Origin of the sequence: uncultured Thiodictyon sp., from assembly GCF_903946935.1 — a bacterium.
Classification (GTDB): domain Bacteria; phylum Pseudomonadota; class Gammaproteobacteria; order Chromatiales; family Chromatiaceae; genus Thiodictyon.
This window is the reverse complement of sequence record NZ_CAJAXH010000239.1, coordinates 1-20,006: the sequence shown is the minus strand read 5'-3', so window position 1 is coordinate 20,006 and position 20,006 is coordinate 1. Positions and strand designations below refer to the sequence as shown.

The window sequence follows — 20,006 nt, the reverse complement described above, 5'->3', positions numbered from 1 at the left end:
GATGGCCGTATTACGTCCGCAGTAAGGGGATAACCGAGGAAAACTGCGTTTTTAGCCGAAAATCGCCTCTTTTTTTGCCAAAAAAAGCCATCCAACGGCCTCAGGCGGTGGTGACGGTGGCTAAGTCCGACAGGCTGCTAGTCTCCGGAGCGTTGTCACTCGAGTGGGCGCCGGGCGTGACACCGTATTTCTCATCGCGACGGCGTGCGGGACCGCTCCCCGCTCACTATACTGAACCCCGCCCTCGGCCCATCCTTCATCAGGAGACATCCATGCACGGCCCCCGCCTTCGCCCGCGTGTCGACCGACCGTTCTTACCCCTGCTGCTACTGGCGATGCTGCTACCCCTCTGGGTGCTGGCGGCCCCCACCTCGGCGCCTGCTCCGGCTCAGGCTGGCGCCCGGCAGATGCTGATGATGGAGGACGCGGACCTTTTCGGCCGCGACATCCAGGTGTTGAAAGAGGTCGACCTGGAGACCTGCAAGTCGAGCTGTCTCGCGAACACGGCCTGCCGTGCATTGACCTATAACACCAAGGCGCGCTGGTGCTTCCTCAAGGACCAGTTCCGCGATCAGCGCACCTTCCCCGGGGCGATTTCCGGCCGGGTGGTGGAGGGGCCGAGTGCGACGGCGGCGCAGCGGCGCGCGGCCGATCTGGGTTTCCTCCCGGCCGACGCACTCGACGGGGCCAAGAAGCTGGCCGCCGGGCTCTCGCCCCTGGCGACCCCGGAGGGATCGGCGGCCCTGAAGGGTCAGGGGGTCGCCGAGGTCGCGGCGGCCGCCCGCGCCGCTCGCGGGGTCGGCAATGGCGAGCCGGCGGTGGCGCTCTTTGCCGCCGCGGTGCGCCTGGCCCCGGACGATGCGGGCCTGTGGCTTGGCCTCGCGGAGGCCCTGGGTGCGGCGAAACCCGACGGCTGGCAGTTGCGCAATCAGCGCAAGGACCAGGCGAGCGCGGCGGCCATCAATGCCTATCTGCTCGCCGGGAGCGAGGGTCAGCGCTTCCAGTCACTCGTGACCCTGGGTCAGACGCTGACGGTTCGGCAGCAGTGGCGCCCGGCCATGGGCGCCTTGGGCGCCGCGCTGGCGCTGCGGCCCGACCCGGCGGTGCGCTCCGCGCTCGATAAGCTCAAGGCCGACCACGGCTTTCGTGTTACCGAGCACCGGGTGGAGGCGGAGAGTCCCACCCCGCGTATCTGTATCGAATTCTCTGAGGGCCTGGCGCGGCTCAAGCCCAACCTGGCGGATTTCGTGAAGGCGACCGATGCCAATGGCACGGGCGCCGGACTGGCGGTCGAGGTGGAGGATCGCCAGATCTGTGTCGATGGCGTGAGTCACGGCGGGCGCTATACGGTCCAGGTCCGCAAGGGGCTGCCCGCCGTCACCGGCGAGACCCTGGAGAAGACCGTCGACCTGGACATCAAGGTCGGTAACCGCACGCCCGCCGCGCACTTTTTGGGCCGCAACTATGTCCTGCCCAAGGGCGGCGAGGCGACCATCCCGGTGGTCTCGGTCAATGCCGACCGGCTGACCGCCAAGGTCTATCGGATCGGCGACCGCTCCATGGCCCAGACCCTGGGCGACGGTCCCTTCCTTAAGTCGTTGAGCGGTTATGAGGCCGAGCAGATCGCCGACCAGACCGGCGAGCTGGTCTGGAAGGGCACGGTGGAGGTCGAGGCCCAGTTGAACCGCGACGTGACCACCGCGGTGCCGGTCGGCGCCCTGGTCCCGGACCTGAAGCCCGGCGTCTATGCGCTGACCGCCAAGCCCGCCCGACTACTCACCCCGGGCCAGGGCGACGATTGCGAAGGCGACTGCGGCGGGTCCGGCGCCACTCAGTGGTTCGTGGTCTCCGACCTGGGACTCACGGCACTGAGCGGTAACGACGGCCTGCACACCCTGGTGCGCTCGCTCAGCAGCGCCGAGCCGCTGGCCGGGGTGAAGCTGCGCCTCATCGCCCGCAACAACGACATCCTCGGCACCGCCGACACCGACGCGGCCGGCTATGCCCGTTTCGAGCCCGGCCTGCTGCGCGGGACCGGCGGCAACGCCCCCTTGCTGGTCACCGGTGAGGGGAAGGACGGGGACTATGGCTTCCTGGATCTCAGCCGGACCCCCTTCGACCTGACCGACCGCGGCGTGGACGGTCGCCCGTCGCCCAAGCCGCTCGACCTCTTCATGGTGGCCGAGCGCGGTGTCTATCGCCCCGGGGAGACCGTTCACCTGACCGCCTTGGTCCGCGACCCCCAGGCGCGCGCCGCACTCGGGGTGCCCCTGACCCTGGTGATCCGCCGCCCGGACGGGGTGGAGCGTGAGCGACTGCTGGTCAAGGACCAGGGTCTCGGCGGCCACCAGGTGGATGTACCCCTGACCCGTGGCGCCCAGCGCGGCACCTGGCGGGTGCTCGCCTACGCCGACCCCAAGGGTGAGCCGATCGGCCAGACCACCTTCCTGGTGGAGGACTTCGAGCCCGAGCGGCTGGACTTTGCCCTGACCGCGCCCGGCGCCGGGCTGGACCCCAATGCCCCCACGGCCCTGCCGATCGCCGCGCGCTTCCTCTACGGCGCCCCGGCGGCCGGGTTGCAGGTCGAGGGTGAGGTGGAGGTGAAGGTGGCCGATGGGCTGGCCGCCTGGCCGGGCTATCGCTTCGGTCTGGTCGATGACAAGCCCGACGCGACCCAGCGGCCCTTGGACCCGGTGACGACTGACGCGCAGGGCGTCGCCGAGGTGCCGATCATCCTGCCGGAGCTCACCCCCACCAGCCGCCCGCTGGTGGCGGATCTCGCGGTGCGGGTGCTGGACGCGGGCGGTCGCCCGGTGGAGCGCAATCTGACCCTGCCGGTGCTGGACGGTCAGGCGCGCCTGGGGGTGCGCCCGCTGTTCGAGGGTGAGGCGCCAGAGGGCGGGACCGCGGGGTTTGAGGTCATCGCGCTGGGCCAGGACGGCACGCGCCGCGCGGCCTCCAAGGTCGCCTGGACCCTGGATCAGGTCGAGACCAATTTCCAGTGGTATCGCACGGACGATGGGACCTATGACTACGAACCGGTCGAACGCACCAAGCGGGTGGCGAGCGGCACCCTGGATCTGAACGCGACGAGCCCGGGGAAGATCGAGACCCCGGTCAAGTGGGGCGCCTATCGCCTGCGCCTGGCCGCCGATGGGTTGCTGCCCGCCAGCACCGGCTTTGAGGCCGGCTGGTATGTCTCGCCCAAGGCCGCGGACACCCCGGACCAACTCAAGATCTCGCTCGACAAGCCGACCTATCGGGTCGGCAACCGGGCGCGCGTCCATATCGAGCCCCATGCGGCGCAGGGCGGCGCGGTGGCCGAGTCCGGTCTCGCCCTGGTGATGGTGGTGGATGACCGGCTGATCGCCATGCAGGCGGTGGAGGTGCCGGCCACCGGCACGACCCTGGACCTGCCGGTGACGGCCGACTGGGGGCCTGGGGCCTATGTGACCGCGGTGCTCTATCGGCCCATGGATCTGAGCGCCCGGCGGATGCCCGGTCGGTCCATTGGCCTGGCCTGGGCCGGGGTGGACCCGCAGGACCGGCGCCTGGCGGTGGATCTGGCGGTCGAACCGGGCATCCGTCCCCGCGGCCCCATGCCGGTGAAGCTGTCCGTGACCAACCTCAAGCCCGGCACCGAGGCCTATGTGACCCTGGCCGCGGTGGATCAGGGGATCCTGAATGTCACCGGCTACAAGGCCCCGGAGCCGGACACCTGGTATTTCGGCCAGCGCCGCCTGGGACTGGAGTTCCGCGACCTCTATGGCCAGTTGATCGACCGGATGCAGGGCGCGCCGGGCGTGGTGCGCTCGGGCGGCGATGGGGGCCTCGCCAAGATGCTGGCCCCGCCCCCCTCCGAGGAGTTGATGGCCTGGTTCTCCGGCGTGGTGCGACTCGACGACCAGGGCCAGGCCGTGCTCGAGGTCCCGATCCCGGACTTCAACGGGACCGTCAAGCTCATGGCCATGGCCTGGACCGCCGCCGGCGTCGGCCACGGCGTGACGGATGCCCTGGTGCGTGACCCGGTGGTGGTCAGCGCCAGCCTGCCGCGCTTCCTTGCCCCCGGCGACCGCAGCCGTCTGCTGCTCGGGCTCACGCAGGTGGAAGGCGAGGGCGGTGAGGTGCAGATCGCCGTGACGACCGAGCATGGGCTGGTCACGGTCGATCCGGCCGCCGCCAATCAGCGCCTGACCCTGGCGCCCGGTGTGCGTGCCGATGTCTCGATCCCGTTGGAGGCCCAGGGGGTCGGCGACGAGGCCCTGGTCGTTGCGGTCACCACCCCGGCCGGTCAGGTCCTCACCAAGCACCTGACGCTCGGTGTGCGCAGCAATGCCCCGGCCACCTTCACCAGCACCCGACACGAGTTGTTGCCCAATGCCGCGCCACTGACCCTGACCCCGGACCTGTTGAACGGCCTGGTGCCGGGCACCGGCACCGTGCTGGCCTCGGTCAGCCGCGCCGGGCGGCTGGACATCGCCGGCATCCTGCGCAGCCTCGACCGCTATCCCCACGGCTGCACCGAGCAGTTGGTGAGTCGAGCCCTACCGCTGCTGTATCTGGACCAGGTCGCGCTGGCGGCGGGCTTGAGCGGCGATCCGGCGGTGCCGCCGCGCATCCGCGAGGCCATCACCCGGGTGCTGGCCAATGCCTCGGCCGACGGGCGCTTTGGCCTCTGGAGTCCGGGCGGGGATGACCTGTGGCTCGATGCCTTCGCCACGGACTTCCTCACCCGCGCCAAGGAGCGCGGCTACGAGGTCCCGCAGTCGGCACTGGATGCCGCGCTCGACAACCTGAAGAACGTCGGTGCCTACACCAACCCGAGCCCGGCGGATGCCTATGCGCTCTATGTGTTGGCGCGCAACGGCCGGGCCTCCATCGGCGACCTGCGCTATCTGGCCGACGAGCGGCTCAATGACCTGGGCAGCCCCATGGCCAAGGCCCAGATCGGCGCCGCGCTGGCGCTCTATGGCGACCGCATCCGGGCGGACGCCGTGCTGGCCGCCGCCGCCGGGGACCTGGAACTGTCCGGTCCCCTGGGCGGCGCCGGGGGTTGGCGCGCCGACTACGGCTCGTCGCTCCGCGATGCCGCCGCGGTGCTCGCCCTGGCGGCGGAGTCGGGAACCGAGTCGGTGGACCTGCGCGCGCTCACCGGTCGCGTCCAGGACGGATTCGTCCGGGCGCGCTACCGCAGTACCCAGGAGGACACCTGGCTGCTGCTCGCCGCCCAGGCACTCAACAAGGGCAAGGGAGGGCTGCGTCTGGAGGTCGATGGCAAGATCATCGACGGCGCCTGGTTCGGGCGCTTCGATGAGGCCCAGCTGGCGGCCGCCCCGGTCGTCATCCGCAACCTGGGCAGCAAGCCGGTGGACGGCATGGTCGGGGTGCTCGGCGTGCCGCGGGTGGCCCCGCCCGCCGGGGGCAACGGCTATGTCATCGAGCGCGCTTACTACGATCTGGACGGTCGGCGGGTGGAGCTAACAGCCGTTCCTCAGGGGAGCCGCGTGCTGGCGGTGATCACGGTGCGTGCGGACGCCAAAGGGGCGGCGCGTCTCATCGTCGACGACCCGCTGCCGGCGGGTCTGGAGATCGACAACCCTAACCTGATGCGCTCGGCCAACGTGGCCCGGGTCCCGGGTCTGGACCTGTTGGCGGCACCTGCCCACCAGGAGTTCCGTTCCGACCGCTTTGTGGCCGCCGTCGACCGTTCCGCGGACGATCCGCTCGAGTTCCAACTCGGCTATCTGCTGCGCGCAGTCACCCCCGGCACCTACGCCCAGCCGCCCGCCGCGGTGGAGGACATGTACGACCCCAGCCGCCGCGCCTGGACGGATGCGGGCACCGCGACGGTGCTGGAGGCGGATCGCTAGGCGGGGGATAAGCCGTCATTGCGGCTGGGATGCCGCAATCCAGGCCATGGATGGGGCCTTGATCATAGCTCCGGTCGCACCCCAGTGCGGCCCGGCCCATCCCCAAAACGCGACGCTGCGGTCGCTTGCAGGATCATGCACTGGGGTGCGGCGCTCCCAGTGGCCGGAGTTGTGATCAAGGCTCGTGACGGCCTTGATCATTTTTCCGGCCAGGCGATCGGTTCGCACAGCGTACCCTACGGATTGCGCTGCGCCCGTAGGGTCGGCTGCGCGGACCAAGGACCTCGCGACTCGCGCAGTGGCTGTTACTGCGACCAAGGCCCGTAGGGGTCTTCATTCGTCATTCCGGCGGCGTTGCCTCAGCCTCTCGTGACACCGCTCGAGCGGTGTCGCGCATGTGTTGGGCGCTGTGCGCCCGAGGCCAAAGGTGAACGGTTATTCCGGCCGGGAAGCCGGAATCCAGACCATGGATGGCAACCTCTCAATCGCTCGGATTCCGGGCGGGATTCCGGCGCCAGTTTAGTCAATCGCAGCAGGCCTTACACTGAACTGAGTATACCGCCCCCGGATATATAAATCATACCAATGAGGGCGGGCTAAAACCAATGAGATTCAAGAAAATCTTCAACTCCTTCGCGTTCGGCTCTTTCCGAATCAATCTCATCTAATGCTTTTACGCATTCATTGGCTGTCGCTTCCTCTGATCGACCTCCCTCAAAGCACTCTTTGAGTATCCTCAGGATCGCATCAAATGCGTTACTCGATCTGATCGTTCCTATTGTGCGCACTACCGCCGGAGGAACGACTGGTCCACCGATGAACTCAAGCGGCGTGATGAGTAAAGGTATATCTTTATCAGCAACGCAGTTTTCCATCAAGCCCAGGATGCTCCTCAATTTTTCTTCTGCGAGCAAACAATCCGCAGAAAATTTTGCCAAATTCTCCAGGCTGGTTACCGCCATCTCGTATTCTGATAATAGTTGTTCTATGTTACGCATGATTACTTCATTCTTGTATAACGTGAAGGGCCTTGATCGTCATTCCGGCCACCCGGGGCCGGAGTCCAAGGCTTCAGCCTTGGTTGGATCGGGCCAAGGCTGAAGCCTTCGACTCCAGAGGATGGCCGCTGGCCGGAACGAGGACCAAGGCCCGATTATGGGAATATGCAATAGCATTGCTTCTTTTCTATCCCATTCTCGACCATCTGCCTGTGGATCGCTTCGTAAAGCTGTAAGCCTTTGTCGATCTCATCTTGCGTCACAGTCAACCCCAGGCGTTCTCTGAGATACTTAATATGCTCTAACGGATCCTGACCTGACAGTTGAATGAACGCTAATTGTTCTGACATCGAAGAGTTGAGTTCCTCAACATATTCGGTACCCAAGTCATCCATCGCACCCCAGCAGCCATTGCTTGCAGCCTGCATAACAAGTTCTTTCGCTCTTGCTTGCAGTTCCTCATATGGCTTCCCCTCTTTCTTCAGTTGGCAAGCCTCATATTGGAGCATACGGCCATACAGGTGCATCCCCTGAGTAGAACCCAACTCAGAAGCCCGCTTGGCAGCCTTCTTAACTTCATCAGGGTATAGGCGATCCAGTGCCTCCTCGTACTCTTCCGGATCGTGCTCGCTCGCATCTAGCTGCCAGGAAAGATCCGTTAACTCCCTTTCGATTTCTTTTAAGTCAGTAATATGATCGTAGCTCATGAGCTCATCTCCTGGTTACTGTGGGAGCCAGCCCCGGCCTTGATCAAGATTCCGGCCACTTGGGCTCGCCGGGTGCGTAGTCAGGCCATCTTGGCCTGACACCGTCAGGGCTGGAAGCCCTGACTACGCACGCCACTGGCCGGGATTATGATCGACGCCCCAGCCCCTTCAAGGCGCTCGTAATGTGTCCGGTCCAAGCCTGTGATTTGCAATGCTTGGTCTTGGCAATCTATGGTTTCGGGGCCAGTTTACTCAATCGCGGACGGCCTGACGCACAATTGAGTATACTGACCCCGAAACACCCTGCGGCCAAGGGTGAGCCGTCATTCCGGCCGGGAAGCCTGAATCCAGGCCACGTACTGCAATTTCTCAGCCAGTACGGACGCGTAGAATATAGGGGGAGGCCGGAACGATGATCAAGGCCCTTATGCCACTTTGACCCCTTTCCAAAATGCAACTCGCCCTTTGATTTCCTTGGCTGCGTCTTTCGGCTCTGGGTAGTACCAAGCCGCATCCTTGTTGGTTTCGCCATCCACTACAATATCGTAGTAACTGGCCTCTCCTTTCCAGGGGCATGCGGTGTGCTTGCTGCTTTCTCGAAAATATTGCCGATCGATCGATTCCGCCGGGAAGTATTGATTCCCCTCAATGGCAACGGTATCCCCACTCTCGGCAAGGACCGCATCTTTCCAAGTTGCTTTCATGGCTGGTTCTCCAATTAGAATGCTCTGTAGGGAAAATTCGATTCCAGGCCGCCTATGCGCGGGCCTTGGTCATGGTTCCGGCCAGCGACGATCCGTCCGCCACCGCAGGTCAAGGCTCTAGCTGGTGGCGGTTCCCCACATATCCAAGATAAATCAGTGGCGCCTGGAAGCCGGACCGGCTAAAGCCTCGACCTCCAGTGGTCGGAGCGACGATCAATGCCTCCTCACGGTCTCTTCGGCCAAGGACTCGAAGGAACGATGCGCGGGGTAAGGGTCAGTCCGTAGGTTCGGGTGACGAAGGAACCCCAACGTAATGGTACGGCGGCCTTGGCCATCTCCGCACAGCGGACCCTACGGCTTGCGCCGCGCCCCGTAGGGTCCGCTGCGCGGATCAACGACCTTGCGGCTATCGTGGTGGCCGGGATGATGACCAAGGCCCCGCCTCGCATAGCTCTTCCTCTACAACCGTTCTTTAACTGTCAGTGGAAAAAGCCACCAGATGATAAGAATAAGCAGGCCCACAAATGCTGTTACAAAAATACTGACGACAGCTCCGATGACATGCGAAACAACAAGCTGTGCCACCAGGATCAGGGCGAACGAAAGAAATACCAACCCCACTAAAATCATGCGGGTGGCGAAGTTCTTAAACAACTCCCGGTTTATCAGAGGGCGTGCCAGGCGATGATGCGCCGCCGGAGCACTAAAAAATATTAGGCTGGTAATAGAACAGAGAAAAGTTGCAGTATAAATCCATTTCTCTAACTCATGAATTTTTTCAAAACTTTGGTTGAAAGGCAGCACAATCAAGAAAGCAGTAAGGACCTGGGCGCCTTGCAGCAAAATCCGCAATTCCGCCAACATATCGTTCAGGTTTCCCTCTTCGGAAGCTTCGCTATCATTTGCCGGGGGTTCAGCCTGGGGTTTGGTATCGACGTCTGTCATAGTTCAGGTATTGCTCCAATTGAATGCAGGATAGCGTCGAGACGCAGTCATGAATGGACTTAGATGCCTATCATTTACTTGGCGCCGAGACGCTCCTTTTCGTATTCCTGATAGGTCTTCTTGTTGAGACGCGACAGACATTCTGCGGCGGCGCTGCCAGGTTGGTTTCTACACTCGCTTTCCGCACCGCTTCTTACTCCTTCATACCAAGCCTCGGTGGTGCAGGCTGAAATCAAGAGCAAAGTCAGTCCGTAGGCTGGGGTGAGGAAGGAACCCCAACTGACGGTCCTGTTTGCTGAAAGACAGCTCGACACTGATTCCTTTAGCCCTGCCTTCATTCGCGCCCCCGGGGCTTTCCACGCCACTGAAGTTGTGCCGTCCAACCGGCGCTGGCGTTTGGGATGGCGTCGTATTGGGGCAGGTATGGCTTGATGTCTAAGAGGGGCGTCTGATCCAGCATATCGGCTCCTACAACAATCAAAACATTTTCTTCGCGTCGGAGCAAGCGCACAATAGACAGCCCAATGCTGTTAGGGCGACTCGGATGACGCGATGCGTAAATGCCACGCGGTGTGTCGTCCAAGAAGGTCGGGCGGACGAATTGAATTTCGCCCGCACGGTCGAATTGGTAGAGAAGGTAGATATGGGAAAACGTTTCGACATCCTTAAGGCCGGCGGAAAACTCAGGGAATACCTCAGCACGCGAGGGCTCTTGGCTCGCGAAGGCGGGTTGAATAGGACAGTCGTCCTTTGTCTTGTACGGAGTGTGGATCGTGCCGATCGTGATCATGGCGGACTCTAGGGGGCTAAAGGGTTTCTAGGCGGCCATTTTTCGGATGGCCCCTTGTGCCCGCTTCGAGGCTGACCCTGCGCGGGGCTAATGAAACCACTCGTTCCGGGTGCATGGCCTGTTTTGCCATTAGGTCTCCAAAAATGGCCGCAATGTCGTAGTTGAACTCACGTGCGTATTCGCCTCTGAGGGAATCTGTAGGTTGGGGTGACGAAGGAACCCCAACGTCAGGGCGCTGCCTGAAATATGTTGGGGTTCGTTCCTCACCCCAACCTACGGCCCTTAAGCAGCCTTCGCCAGGGTGAGGTTTAGTGCATGCCAGAACATGGCCACTTGCTCAGGCTTTTGGTCGAAGTAATCCTCGAAGAATCCAACGCCATTTAATAACGGAGGATAGGAGTATTCCTCCCCATCCTCGCCATATTCGGAGATCCAGTCGACTGGGCGATCAGTGTCGATCAAGTCGAAAAGTCCCGGCGGATAAAGATAGGGCTTCCCTTCGTCGTTGAGTATGCGGTAGTGGTCGGCTTCTATGCCGATGACAAAATAATCCTGTCCTGCCGACAGTGCCGGAAAATCAGGGTTGGAAATGCGCAGCCGGACAATCATGTTCGCGATACCTGTTTTAGCTTGGTTTCGACTCGGCCGATGCCGTAATGCTCGTACCAATGATACTCGTAACAATCGCCATCACGCGTGAACGGTGGGCTGCTTTTCTTGACCCACTTCGAGCGTTGGCCGCCGTAGGTCTCAACCAGTCTCTGAATATCGCGTATGCGATCACCTTTCGCGATGACCCGTGACCGGGCGATAAGGTCCTTTGTGATCTCGATGGTGTTGCCTCGGCGTTATTGGAATGCCCGGATAAGGTAAAGAAAAACAATTGGGCACGGATAAGGGGCACGGATAAGGGGCCAGGCTCAATTAAATCCGGCCGGCGGCAAAAAAAATCAATTGAACCTGGCCCATTTTCCGTGTTGCCCCTATCCTGATCAGCGGATTCAGAGAAAATCGTTGTCTGTCCCCGTTTTCCCCCATCGGCCGGACCTTGGGTGCTGGAAGACTCCGGGCCTCGGCCTTCAAATGGATGATTACATCTTCGACAACCGAGCATAACTCACTGTATAGTGAAACCGGGTCGTCCCCATGGATGCCAGTGATTAGGTCCGGGCATTTGCCGATGTACACTTGATCTTCATCGCTCCACTCCACCCACTTGTGATATCGGTCGCTGTCTTTCATTTTGTGACGGCCTCGATGGCGCTGGTGACTGCCCTTTCTTGATAGTGTTTTACATCATCCTCGAGCCTTCCGCTGACCGTGACGGCGCCGGAAAACTTCGGGTGAACGAGCTTTCGGCAAGGGGGCGAGGGTCAAGTCTTGTAATCAACCATGAACTCAGCGAGCGCATGATCGCTTTCAATAATTTGGGGCCACGCTTCGTGGAGCATGAGATGCGCTATCAGCTCGTTGTATGGCGGAAACAATGGCTCGTACTTTAAGGGCAGTTGCGCGAGACACGGGAACCTTTGCGGCCGCAACAGGCAGACGGCGAAAAGACATCGCAGAGCATCGGCCACGCCCTGCAGGAGGTTGGCCATCTCCCCAAAATGAACGATTTGGTTCCTTAGTCCGATCAAGCGGGTGAATACCTCCTCCGATAGCGCCGCCTCAAGTCCTGTATCAAAGTGGAGGAGCCGCTTGAACGCGATTTGCGCGGAGACGGACTTGCCGAAATTTTCGACCGGTGCCCGCATGAGGTGATTGATATAGCTCTTGAGAGCGTCAGCAGGCGGGCCTTTCTTTGAGCGCGTTGAGCCAGCGAGGGTTTTCAGGAGGCGCCCCACTTCCTCCTGTCGCCTGCTAATTGCCTTTGGTGCCGCAGTACGCCTATCGAGGTAGTCGTCGAGTGACTCGAATACGAGGTGTTCGCCATGCTCAATGAGAAGAGCTTTCAGGATCAGCTCGATCACATGGAATGCCTCTAGCACCAATGTTGAGGCACGCGCCTGAAACCTCGGCTGTTCGTGGCTGTAGCGCGATAGAAGCTTCGTTTCCGAATTGCTGCCGATGGCAATAGTTTCGCTTCTGACAATGTCGAGAGCTGGGGCCAGATAGTGGAAATAGCTACCAAGCGCCGCATCCGCTTTCTCGGTCAGAAATTCGTCGGTAATCTTCATTGAGGACGTCTGACTAACGGAATTCCACGGGCGGTTTAATCAATGGATGCCGGGCTTGCACTACCTAAATGCCTAAGATAAGTTCTATTGTTTCCTGTACTTGCTCTTGCGAGACATCGCAATTTTGCTCCCTTTTTATTATTTCTCTCAGCTTATCAATTACTTCATTGCTTAACAATAAGCTGCTTATGTTGGAAGGACTTGATGCAATAATTTGATCGGAAAGATTCTCTAGCAGTTCACTTTTCGTCATTCCATATCGGGAAATCAATGTTAAGTTCTTGATGTCTCGGATGTCAAAGTCACCCAAGAGATCAACGCTAAAAATAGCATCATTTTCAACAATATCCTTGGCTTGAACCTTAAATAAGATATACTCACTCAGGTTTGTAAGCAGAACAAATTTTAGCCCCGCATAAGCCGCATAAGAGCATGCTTGAAAAATATGCTCTTCTTTTAAAGGCATCCCGGCTTTCTTAACTTCAACAACAATAAAGTCCTTGTCATCAACAGCTAGGACATAGTCCGCTCTTCTGCCCTGTATTTTTACTTCAGCCTTAACCTCCTCTATTCTATAACCAAAAATCTCAATGAATATATGATCTAAAATCATCCTTGTATTGCTTTCGTTGATACGCTGCTCAACGGCAGTTCTTATCTTTGGAATGATCCCGGTGAGCTGCTTATTTATATGGGTCTCTTTTTCTATGAGGGCCTGGTCTATAAATCTCTCGGAGTTATTTGAATTTATTGAATATTGCTCGTCGCTTGGCTGGGAGGTTTCGGAGTTCGTATTGACTCCATAGCGTAACGTTAACGCTTCAAGACCAGATTCAAATCCTTGTCCGAGTCCTCTAAATTTCCAATTCGATTGATGAAGGTAAAGCTCGCCTAGCGCAATAGAAGTTTCTTTATTGGGCTGGATTGGTTTAAATGTAACCATCTTTTCATCAAATGCGTCAAGCTCAAATATCCGAATGCATATATCGCTGATGTCACGGAAGTTTTGCGATCTCTCAGATGCTTTATCTATTGTCGCAACAAAAACAATCTTCTTGACGTGTGTTGGGATCTTATCCAATTTTATTGAGAAGAGCTGAATGTCATGTCCATTTTCTGGCTCTGTATTTAGCAAAATACTTCTTGCTGTGTCCTCTTTTTGGTTGTAGAAAACGAAATCACCATCATCGCTTACTTTCTCTTGTGAATTAAGCAGGAATGCGCAAACATCAATGTCAACCTGTTCATATCCCGTAACTGTCCAGCTTATTCCGGAAAATATATTGTTTCCGGAAATTCCGGCTTGAGATAACGCGACATTTTCGCCTTGAGTTAGTGCTTTCATATATCCTTAGCAGGACTGCCTGTTTTTGGTGTTTATAAGCATATATAGCCGATCACGCTAAAACGCCTAATGATCTAGGGTGAAACGGAGTAAGGGGCCTGGCTCGAATATATTCCGGGGCGGAAAGGCCGAAATTAAATCCAGCCGGACTCCTTTTCGGCCTGAGCCAGGTCACTGATATATATATCCAAAATGCTTAACTTAGATCCATTCGGTACTGAGCCATTTTTCTCCTCTTTTTCTCAAAATCCATCATTTCTTTCCCATTTTGCTCCGGTGTCATTTGCATCGAAGTTCATTAATCCGTGAGAAAACGCTTCCTCAAATGCTTCTTCCTGCGTCTTGTATTCGCCGAAAGAGACGCGATGAGGGCCGGCCAAACCACTCCTGTGTACAAAGTGGCTTATTCTACAGGAGAAGAGGCCATTCTGATACCGCACTAGCTTTACCCGGAAAGGCTCGTTCGGCGGCGACTCACCCGCTAATGCGAATACGTATTCGCGAACGACTTCGTAAGCAGAGTCAATTTTCTCATCAAACCTAGAAATAATTGAGTTCAGCATTTCTGTTCCAGTGACTTGCGTTTGGATGTTCAAATAATATTCCCGCTAGCTTCAGGCCAGGGAAATATGGTGGAGACTGAATACAATTCAATTGACATTGATGGTGCCCGTTGGTGTGCCTAACGAGATTTCTCCGGCCAAACTACCCCGTAACTTGGCGGGGCGACATGTAGTCGACCAAATTCCGCGCAGTTTGTCAACATTGTGGGCGACGCATCCCGCTGCACCGGCAGCCTGCGCAGGGCGGAACGCGATAACGGTTCCGCCTTTCGGGGCTGCGGGCTTTTCTCATATTCGGAGTGTCCGAGCCAGCTGATAGGTTGCCACCCCTGGCCTGGCTGCCGGCGTCCCGCCCGGAATGCCGACTCGCAGCCAACCCTCAAGCCCACCATCACCCCTCCAAACACAACACCCGATACCCCCCCTCCACCACCTCAACCCCATGCGTTTCATGCGTAAACCCCGGAAACCGCCCATCAAACGCCTCCAGCGCCTTCAGATACCCCAGCACCGGTCCATCCGCCGCCCCCGCCTCCTCCCCGGGCATCAAGAGCGGAATACCGGGCGGGTAGGGCACCACCCCGGTCGCGACCACCCGCCCGGCGAGGTCCTGCAAAGGCAGCGCCTTCACCTGTCCGCGCACCAGTGACTCATAGGCGCGCACCGGGCTGACGGACGGGCGCGGCAGCACCGAGAAGGCCTCCGCCATCAGGCCGGTGGTGCGCAATTCGCGCATCGCCGAATAGAGGGTGTCGCACAGGTCCTTGAGGCCCAGGCCCGCATAGCGCGTACCGGTCGATTCGACCAGGGCCGGCAGGGTGGCCGGAAGCGGCGTATTGGCATCGTAATGGCGCTTGAAGTCCAGGAAGGCATTGATCAGCGTCCCCCACTTGCCCTTGGTGATGCCGAGCGAGAACAGGAAGAGGATGGTGAAATCGGTGGTCTTCTCGGCCACGATCCCCTGGGCGTCCAGAAAGGCGGTGACGACGGCGGCGGGGATGCCTTGGTCGCCCAGCGCGCCGGTGGGCGAGATGCCGGGTGTGACCACCGAGACCTTGATGGGATCGAGCAGGCAATAGCCGTCGGCGATATCGCCGAAGCCGTGCCAGGCCGCCCCGGGGCGCAGGACCCAGGGGGCCGGGTTGGTGGTGAGCAGCTCCGCGGGCGCCAGGTGGAAGGGCAGTGACCGGCCGGTCCCGGGGTCGGTGACCATCTCCGGCTGCCAGACCGAGAAGAACCAGTCGCCCTTGGCCTTCAACTCGGCCCCCAACCGCCCCAGGCCCTGGCGGAAGTCGACCGCCTCGCGGATCGCCTCGGTGGTGAGTGCGAGCCCGCCCGGCCCGTCCATCATGGCCGCCGAGCAATCGATGGAGGCGATCAGCGGATAGAGCGGGGAGGTGGAGGCGTGCATCATGAACGCCTCGTTGAAGCGCTCGTGCGGGATGGGCCGGCGGCCGTCGCGCACATGGATCATCGATGCCTGCGACAGTGCGGCCAGCAGCTTGTGGGTGGATTGGGTGGCGAAGACGGTCGGCTGGTCCGCGCCGCGCTTGGCCGGGTCGCCGTGCATGGCGTGGCGGTCCTGGTACAGCGGGTTGAAGCGGGCATAGCCGTACCAGGCCTCGTCGAAGTGCAGCCGGTCGACGCTGGCGCCCAGCAGTTCCTCCACCCGCCCGACGTGGTAACAGAGTCCGTCATAGGTGGAGTTGGTGATCACGGCATGGACCGGGGTCGGGTCGACCGGGCCGGTCACCAGCGGGTTGTCCGCGATGGCCGCCTTGATGGCCGCGGCGCTGAGCCGCTCCGGGCGGATCGGCCCGATCAGACCCAGCGCATTGCGCGAGGGGATCAGATAGGTCGGGATGGCCCCCGACATCGTCATGGCGTGCTCGACCGACTTGTGACAATTGCGGTCGCACAGCGCGACTTGGTCGCGGGTGACGCTCGCCATCAGGATGACGCGGTTGGAGGTCGACGAGCCGTTGGTGACGTAATAGGTCCGGTGGGCGCCGAAGACCCGCGCGGCGTTGCGTTCGCCGTCGCCGATGGGCCCCGAGTGGTCCAGCAGCGAGCCGAGCTCGCCGACCGAGATCGAGAGGTCGGAGCGCAGCAGCGACTCGCCGAAAAAGGCGTGGTAGGCGCGCCCTGCCGGGGACTTGAGAAAGGCGGTGCCGCCGGTGTGGCCGGGGGTGTGCCAGGAATATTCATAGACCCGCGAGAACTCCACCAGGGCCTTGAACATCGGCGGCAGGATGCGGGCGCGATAGCGCTCAATGGCGGCGACGATACGCCCGCCGATGAAGTCGGTGGTGTCCTCCAGCATCCAGATGAAGTCGTCGGCGCTCTGCATCGCCGCCAGCGGGATGGCGGAGGCGCTGGTGCGATCGGCCAGCAGAAAGATCGGCATCTCGGCGTTGTGGGCGCGCGCCGCGTCCAGCACTGCCATGGCCCCGGTGTGATAGTCGCCCGCGAGATCCCAGTCGAGCAGCAGGCACTGGAGCGCCGGGTCGGCCCCGACGATGGCACGGGCGTCGTCCGCCTGGCCGGACAGGACCATCACCACCTGCCGCCGCTCCAACTCCGCGCGCAGCTCGCTGGTGCGCCGGCCCAGGGCCGTGTCCTGGTTGAGCGTGTCGGAGACCAGCAGCGCGCGCATGGCCAAGGGGTCGCCGCTGCCGGCCGGCTTGGGCGCGGCGCCGGGCAGGCACGCGGGCGCCGGGGGCTGAGTCAGCGGCGGCGCCTCCCGTTGCGCCCGCGACGCGCTGCGGGCGAGTGCCGTGTCACTGGCCACCACCAGAGTGCCCGCGGCGGCGCCGACGATGAATTCGCGCCGTTGCATCGCTTAGTCCTCCTCTTCCACCGGCTCGGCCCAGAGGTCATGATCGCCGGAGTCCGTGACGACCACCTCGATAAAGTCGCCCGGGTCGAGCTCCCAGGCGCCGGGGATGACGACCACGCCGTCGATCTCCGGGGCGTCGCCCACGCTGCGGGCGATCACCTCGTCGTCCCCCACCTCGTCCACCAGGACCGTGAGGCGCTGCCCGATCCGGCCGGCGAGCTTCTCGGCGCTGATCTCGGCCTGGACCTCCATGAAACGGGCCAGGCGCTCCTGCTTGAGTTCCTCCGGCACCGGGTCGGGCAGCGCATTGGCCGTCGCCCCCGTCACCGCGGAGTAGGGGAAGCAGCCGACCCGGTCCAGGCGCGCGGCGCGGATGAAGTCGAGTAGGGTCTCGAACTCCGCGTCCGTCTCCCCGGGGAAGCCGACGATGAAGGTGCTGCGCAGGACCAGATCCGGGCAGATCGCGCGCCAGCGCGCCAGGCGCTCCAGCACGCGCTCGGCGGCGGCCGGCCGCTGCATGGCCTTGAGCACGCGCTCGGCGCCGTGCTGGAGCGGCATGTCCAGATAGGGCAGGATCACCCCGTCCGCCATCAACGGGATCAGCTCATCGACATGGGGGTAGGGGTAGACATAGTGCATCCGCACCCAGGCCGGCAGCTCGCCCAGGCAGCGGGCCAGGGTGAGCAGGTCGGTCTTGAGCGGGCGGCCGTTCCAGAAGTCCGGCCGGTAGCGCACGTCGAGCCCGTAGGCGCTGGTGTCCTGGGCGATGACCAGCAGCTCGCGCACCCCGGACTCCACCAGGCGCTCGGCCTCGGTCAGCACCTCGCCCAGCGGGCGGCTGACCAGGTCGCCGCGCAGGCTTGGGATGATGCAGAAGGTGCAGCGGTGGTTGCAGCCCTCGGAGACCTTGAGATAGGCATAGTGACGCGGCGTGAGCCGCACGCCCTGGGGCGGTACCAGGCTCTGGAAGGGGTCGTGGGGCGCGGGCAGTTCGCGGTGGACCGCGCCCATCACCGCGTCCAGGTCGTGCGGGCCGGTGATCGCGAGCACCCGCGGGTGGGCCTCACGGACCAGCTCGGCGCGGGCGCCCAGGCAGCCGGTGACGATCACCCGGCCGTTCTCGGCCAGGGCCTCGCCGATGGCCTCCAGCGATTCTTCTACCGCGGCGTCGATGAAGCCGCAGGTGTTGACGATGACGAGCTCCGCCCCGTCGTAGCTGGGGGTGATGTCGTAACCCTCGGCGCGCAGGCGGGTCAGGATGTGCTCCGAGTCCACCGTCGCCTTGGGGCAACCCAGGCTGACGAAACCGATGCGGGGCGGGCGGGCGGGGGCCGGGGTGCGGTCAGGTGTGGCCAAAGGGGGCTCCGGGGTGGCGCTTGAATGGGGACGGCGGTCGGGAGCCTCATGGTATTGGTGGGGGGCGGGAGACACAAACCATAAACCGACGCTCTCACGCCAAGGTCACGCCAAGGCGCCAAGCACGCCAAGTTTTTCAGTGCCTTGATCGGTGGTCGGCGATGCACCCGCGGGCGGTCCGGATCATGGGTTACCGTGAAAGTCGCGCCGGGAGCGCGCTCCAATGCTCCCTCCCCCCTCGTGGTGGAGGGCGGGGTGGGGGAACGGCCGGCGCCCGCCACTTTCATCTTGCGGGGTGGTGCGGGCGCCATGGCCGTTAGCCTGTTGTATTTCTTGGCGAGCTTGGCGCCTTGGCGTGAGTCATTGCCGGGTTTGGGTGAGCGAGCGGCGCAACCGAACCGTGATCACGCAATCCACGCTTGCGACGGCCCCGCGATTGCGTAAGGATGCGGCGTTTACGCCCAGCCTATCCGGTAACGCCTTGGACATACTCCTCGCCAACCCACGCGGCTTCTGTGCCGGTGTCGACCGCGCCATCGCCATCGTCGAGCGCGTGCTCGACCTCTACGGTGCCCCCATCTATGTCCGCCACGAGGTGGTACACAACCGCTTTGTGGTCGAAGGACTCAAGCAGCGCGGCGCCATCTTCATCGACGAACTCGACGAGGTCCCGGCCGGGGCCACCCTGATCTTCAGCGCCCACGGGGTCGCGCAGGCGGTGCGCGACGCGGCCCAGGCGCGGGGTTTCCGCTTGTTCGATGCCACCTGTCCGCTCGTGACCAAGGTCCATCTGGAGGTCGTGCGCCACTGTAAGGCGGATCTCGACGTGGTCCTCATCGGCCACCGCGGCCACCCGGAGGTCGAGGGCACCCTGGGCCAGTGCGTGGGTGACACCGGGCGGATCCACCTGGTGGAGTCGGCGGCCGATTGTGCCGGCCTTGCGATCCGGGACCCCGAGCGGGTCGCCTATGTGACCCAGACGACGCTGTCGGTGGACGATGCGGCCGCGATCATCGCGGCCCTGCGCGAGCGCTTCCCGGCCATCCAGGGTCCCAAGCGCAGCGACATCTGCTATGCGACCCAGAACCGCCAGGACGCGGTGCGTGAACTGGCCGGGCGCTGCGACCTACTGTTGGTGGTCGGCTCGCGCAACAGCTCCAACTCCAACCGGCTGCGTGAACTGGCCGAAAAACAGGGCTGCCCGGCCTGGCTGATCGATGGCCCGGAGGACATCGAGCGCGAATGGCTCGCGACGGCCCAGCGGGTGGGCGTGACCGCCGGCGCGTCTGCCCCCGAGGTCCTGGTCGAGCAGGTCATCGCCCGCCTGCGCGAGTGGGGCGCACAGACGGTGGAGGAGCAGTCGGGCATCCGCGAGCACATGGTGTTTCCGCTGCCGCGGGAGCTGGCGGGCGAAGGGGCGGGCTCAGACGTTTAGCGGATGACCACCCGGGCCGGGCGGGGGCTGTAGGTCGCCCTTCAGGGCGACCCTTGGCGCCTGCTGTCTTGCCTGGTCTGTGGACTTTCCTGAGGGTCAAGCGCTGAACCGGCGCGAAAGTTAGCTCGTCCAGGTGTCAACCCAAAGTAGAAATGTCCCCTATTCCGCAAAGTAGAGATGTCCCCTGTTGGCGGGGGCAGGGGGCGAGATGCAGGGGAGGGGCCGCCGGGTCGGCGGGCCAGACGTAGGGAGCCCGTAGGGCGACCGGAGTCTG

The 20,006-nt window shown here is 62.0% G+C and carries 14 protein-coding genes; 2 read left to right on the top strand and 12 right to left on the bottom strand.

Features of this window, described 5'->3' with window-relative positions; genetic code table 11:
• The first annotated feature begins 272 nt into the window (after positions 1 to 272).
• Positions 273 to 5,870 (top strand): alpha-2-macroglobulin family protein, encoded by a 5,598-nt coding sequence (locus QZX93_RS21035; RefSeq protein WP_295385879.1) that lies wholly within the window; start codon positions 273 to 275, stop codon positions 5,868 to 5,870.
• Between the two features lie 596 nt (positions 5,871 to 6,466).
• Here QZX93_RS21035 and QZX93_RS21030 read toward each other — a convergent pair.
• From QZX93_RS21030 to rimO, 12 genes are all read right to left on the bottom strand, one after another.
• Entirely contained in the window at positions 6,467 to 6,868 is a 402-nt protein-coding gene (locus QZX93_RS21030) for a hypothetical protein (RefSeq protein ID WP_295385880.1), read from the bottom strand.
• Positions 6,869 to 7,023: 155 nt separating this feature from the next.
• Positions 7,024 to 7,575 carry a hypothetical protein gene (locus QZX93_RS21025; RefSeq protein WP_295385881.1) on the bottom strand — a complete coding sequence of 184 codons (552 nt, stop codon included), beginning with the start codon at positions 7,573 to 7,575 and terminating at the stop codon, positions 7,024 to 7,026.
• A gap of 425 nt (positions 7,576 to 8,000) precedes the next feature.
• Positions 8,001 to 8,279, bottom strand: coding sequence for a DUF427 domain-containing protein (locus QZX93_RS21020; protein ID WP_295385884.1), 279 nt, complete (start codon positions 8,277 to 8,279; stop codon positions 8,001 to 8,003).
• Between the two features lie 459 nt (positions 8,280 to 8,738).
• On the bottom strand, positions 8,739 to 9,224 hold the full coding sequence (locus tag QZX93_RS21015) for a DUF6328 family protein (RefSeq protein ID WP_295385886.1): 486 nt from the start codon (positions 9,222 to 9,224) through the stop codon (positions 8,739 to 8,741).
• Between the two features lie 334 nt (positions 9,225 to 9,558).
• On the bottom strand, positions 9,559 to 10,014 hold the full coding sequence (gene tsaA, locus QZX93_RS21010; protein WP_295385888.1) for a tRNA (N6-threonylcarbamoyladenosine(37)-N6)-methyltransferase TrmO: 456 nt from the start codon (positions 10,012 to 10,014) through the stop codon (positions 9,559 to 9,561).
• 282 nt (positions 10,015 to 10,296) lie between these two features.
• A complete protein-coding gene (locus tag QZX93_RS21005) occupies positions 10,297 to 10,623 on the bottom strand; it encodes a hypothetical protein (RefSeq protein WP_295385890.1) in 327 nt (108 codons plus the stop codon).
• A 315-nt stretch (positions 10,624 to 10,938) separates the two neighbouring features.
• Positions 10,939 to 11,256: a hypothetical protein gene (locus tag QZX93_RS21000; RefSeq protein ID WP_366760891.1), complete on the bottom strand. Its 318-nt coding sequence runs from the start codon at positions 11,254 to 11,256 to the stop codon at positions 10,939 to 10,941.
• A gap of 131 nt (positions 11,257 to 11,387) precedes the next feature.
• Positions 11,388 to 12,194, bottom strand: a complete 807-nt coding sequence (locus QZX93_RS20995) for a hypothetical protein (protein ID WP_295385892.1) — start codon at positions 12,192 to 12,194, stop codon at positions 11,388 to 11,390.
• 64 nt (positions 12,195 to 12,258) lie between these two features.
• A complete protein-coding gene (locus tag QZX93_RS20990; protein WP_295385894.1) occupies positions 12,259 to 13,539 on the bottom strand; it encodes a TerD family protein in 1,281 nt (426 codons plus the stop codon).
• Between the two features lie 242 nt (positions 13,540 to 13,781).
• Positions 13,782 to 14,135 (bottom strand): hypothetical protein, encoded by a 354-nt coding sequence (locus tag QZX93_RS20985; RefSeq protein WP_295385896.1) that lies wholly within the window; start codon positions 14,133 to 14,135, stop codon positions 13,782 to 13,784.
• Between the two features lie 358 nt (positions 14,136 to 14,493).
• On the bottom strand, positions 14,494 to 16,941 hold the full coding sequence (locus tag QZX93_RS20980; protein WP_295385899.1) for an Orn/Lys/Arg decarboxylase N-terminal domain-containing protein: 2,448 nt from the start codon (positions 16,939 to 16,941) through the stop codon (positions 14,494 to 14,496).
• Positions 16,942 to 16,944: 3 nt separating this feature from the next.
• Positions 16,945 to 18,297, bottom strand: coding sequence for a 30S ribosomal protein S12 methylthiotransferase RimO (gene rimO, locus QZX93_RS20975; protein ID WP_295385902.1), 1,353 nt, complete (start codon positions 18,295 to 18,297; stop codon positions 16,945 to 16,947).
• 481 nt (positions 18,298 to 18,778) lie between these two features.
• Here rimO and ispH point away from each other — a divergent pair, with 481 nt between their 5' ends.
• Complete coding sequence (gene ispH / locus QZX93_RS20970; protein WP_295385904.1) at positions 18,779 to 19,732, top strand: 4-hydroxy-3-methylbut-2-enyl diphosphate reductase; 954 nt, start codon at positions 18,779 to 18,781, stop codon at positions 19,730 to 19,732.
• Positions 19,733 to 20,006: the final 274 nt, after the last annotated feature.

Bases quoted from the DNA above. Each gene is read 5' to 3' on its own strand.
- QZX93_RS21035 (WP_295385879.1), top strand. From the start codon at position 273: ATGCACGGCCCCCGCCTTCGCCCGCGTGTCGACCGACCGTTCTTACCC.
- QZX93_RS21030 (WP_295385880.1), bottom strand. From the start codon at position 6,868: ATGCGTAACATAGAACAACTATTATCAGAATACGAGATGGCGGTAACC.
- QZX93_RS21025 (WP_295385881.1), bottom strand. From the start codon at position 7,575: ATGAGCTACGATCATATTACTGACTTAAAAGAAATCGAAAGGGAGTTA.
- QZX93_RS21020 (WP_295385884.1), bottom strand. From the start codon at position 8,279: ATGAAAGCAACTTGGAAAGATGCGGTCCTTGCCGAGAGTGGGGATACC.
- QZX93_RS21015 (WP_295385886.1), bottom strand. From the start codon at position 9,224: ATGACAGACGTCGATACCAAACCCCAGGCTGAACCCCCGGCAAATGAT.
- tsaA (WP_295385888.1), bottom strand. From the start codon at position 10,014: ATGATCACGATCGGCACGATCCACACTCCGTACAAGACAAAGGACGAC.
- QZX93_RS21005 (WP_295385890.1), bottom strand. From the start codon at position 10,623: ATGATTGTCCGGCTGCGCATTTCCAACCCTGATTTTCCGGCACTGTCG.
- QZX93_RS21000 (WP_366760891.1), bottom strand. From the start codon at position 11,256: ATGAAAGACAGCGACCGATATCACAAGTGGGTGGAGTGGAGCGATGAA.
- QZX93_RS20995 (WP_295385892.1), bottom strand. From the start codon at position 12,194: ATGAAGATTACCGACGAATTTCTGACCGAGAAAGCGGATGCGGCGCTT.
- QZX93_RS20990 (WP_295385894.1), bottom strand. From the start codon at position 13,539: ATGAAAGCACTAACTCAAGGCGAAAATGTCGCGTTATCTCAAGCCGGA.
- QZX93_RS20980 (WP_295385899.1), bottom strand. From the start codon at position 16,941: ATGCAACGGCGCGAATTCATCGTCGGCGCCGCCGCGGGCACTCTGGTG.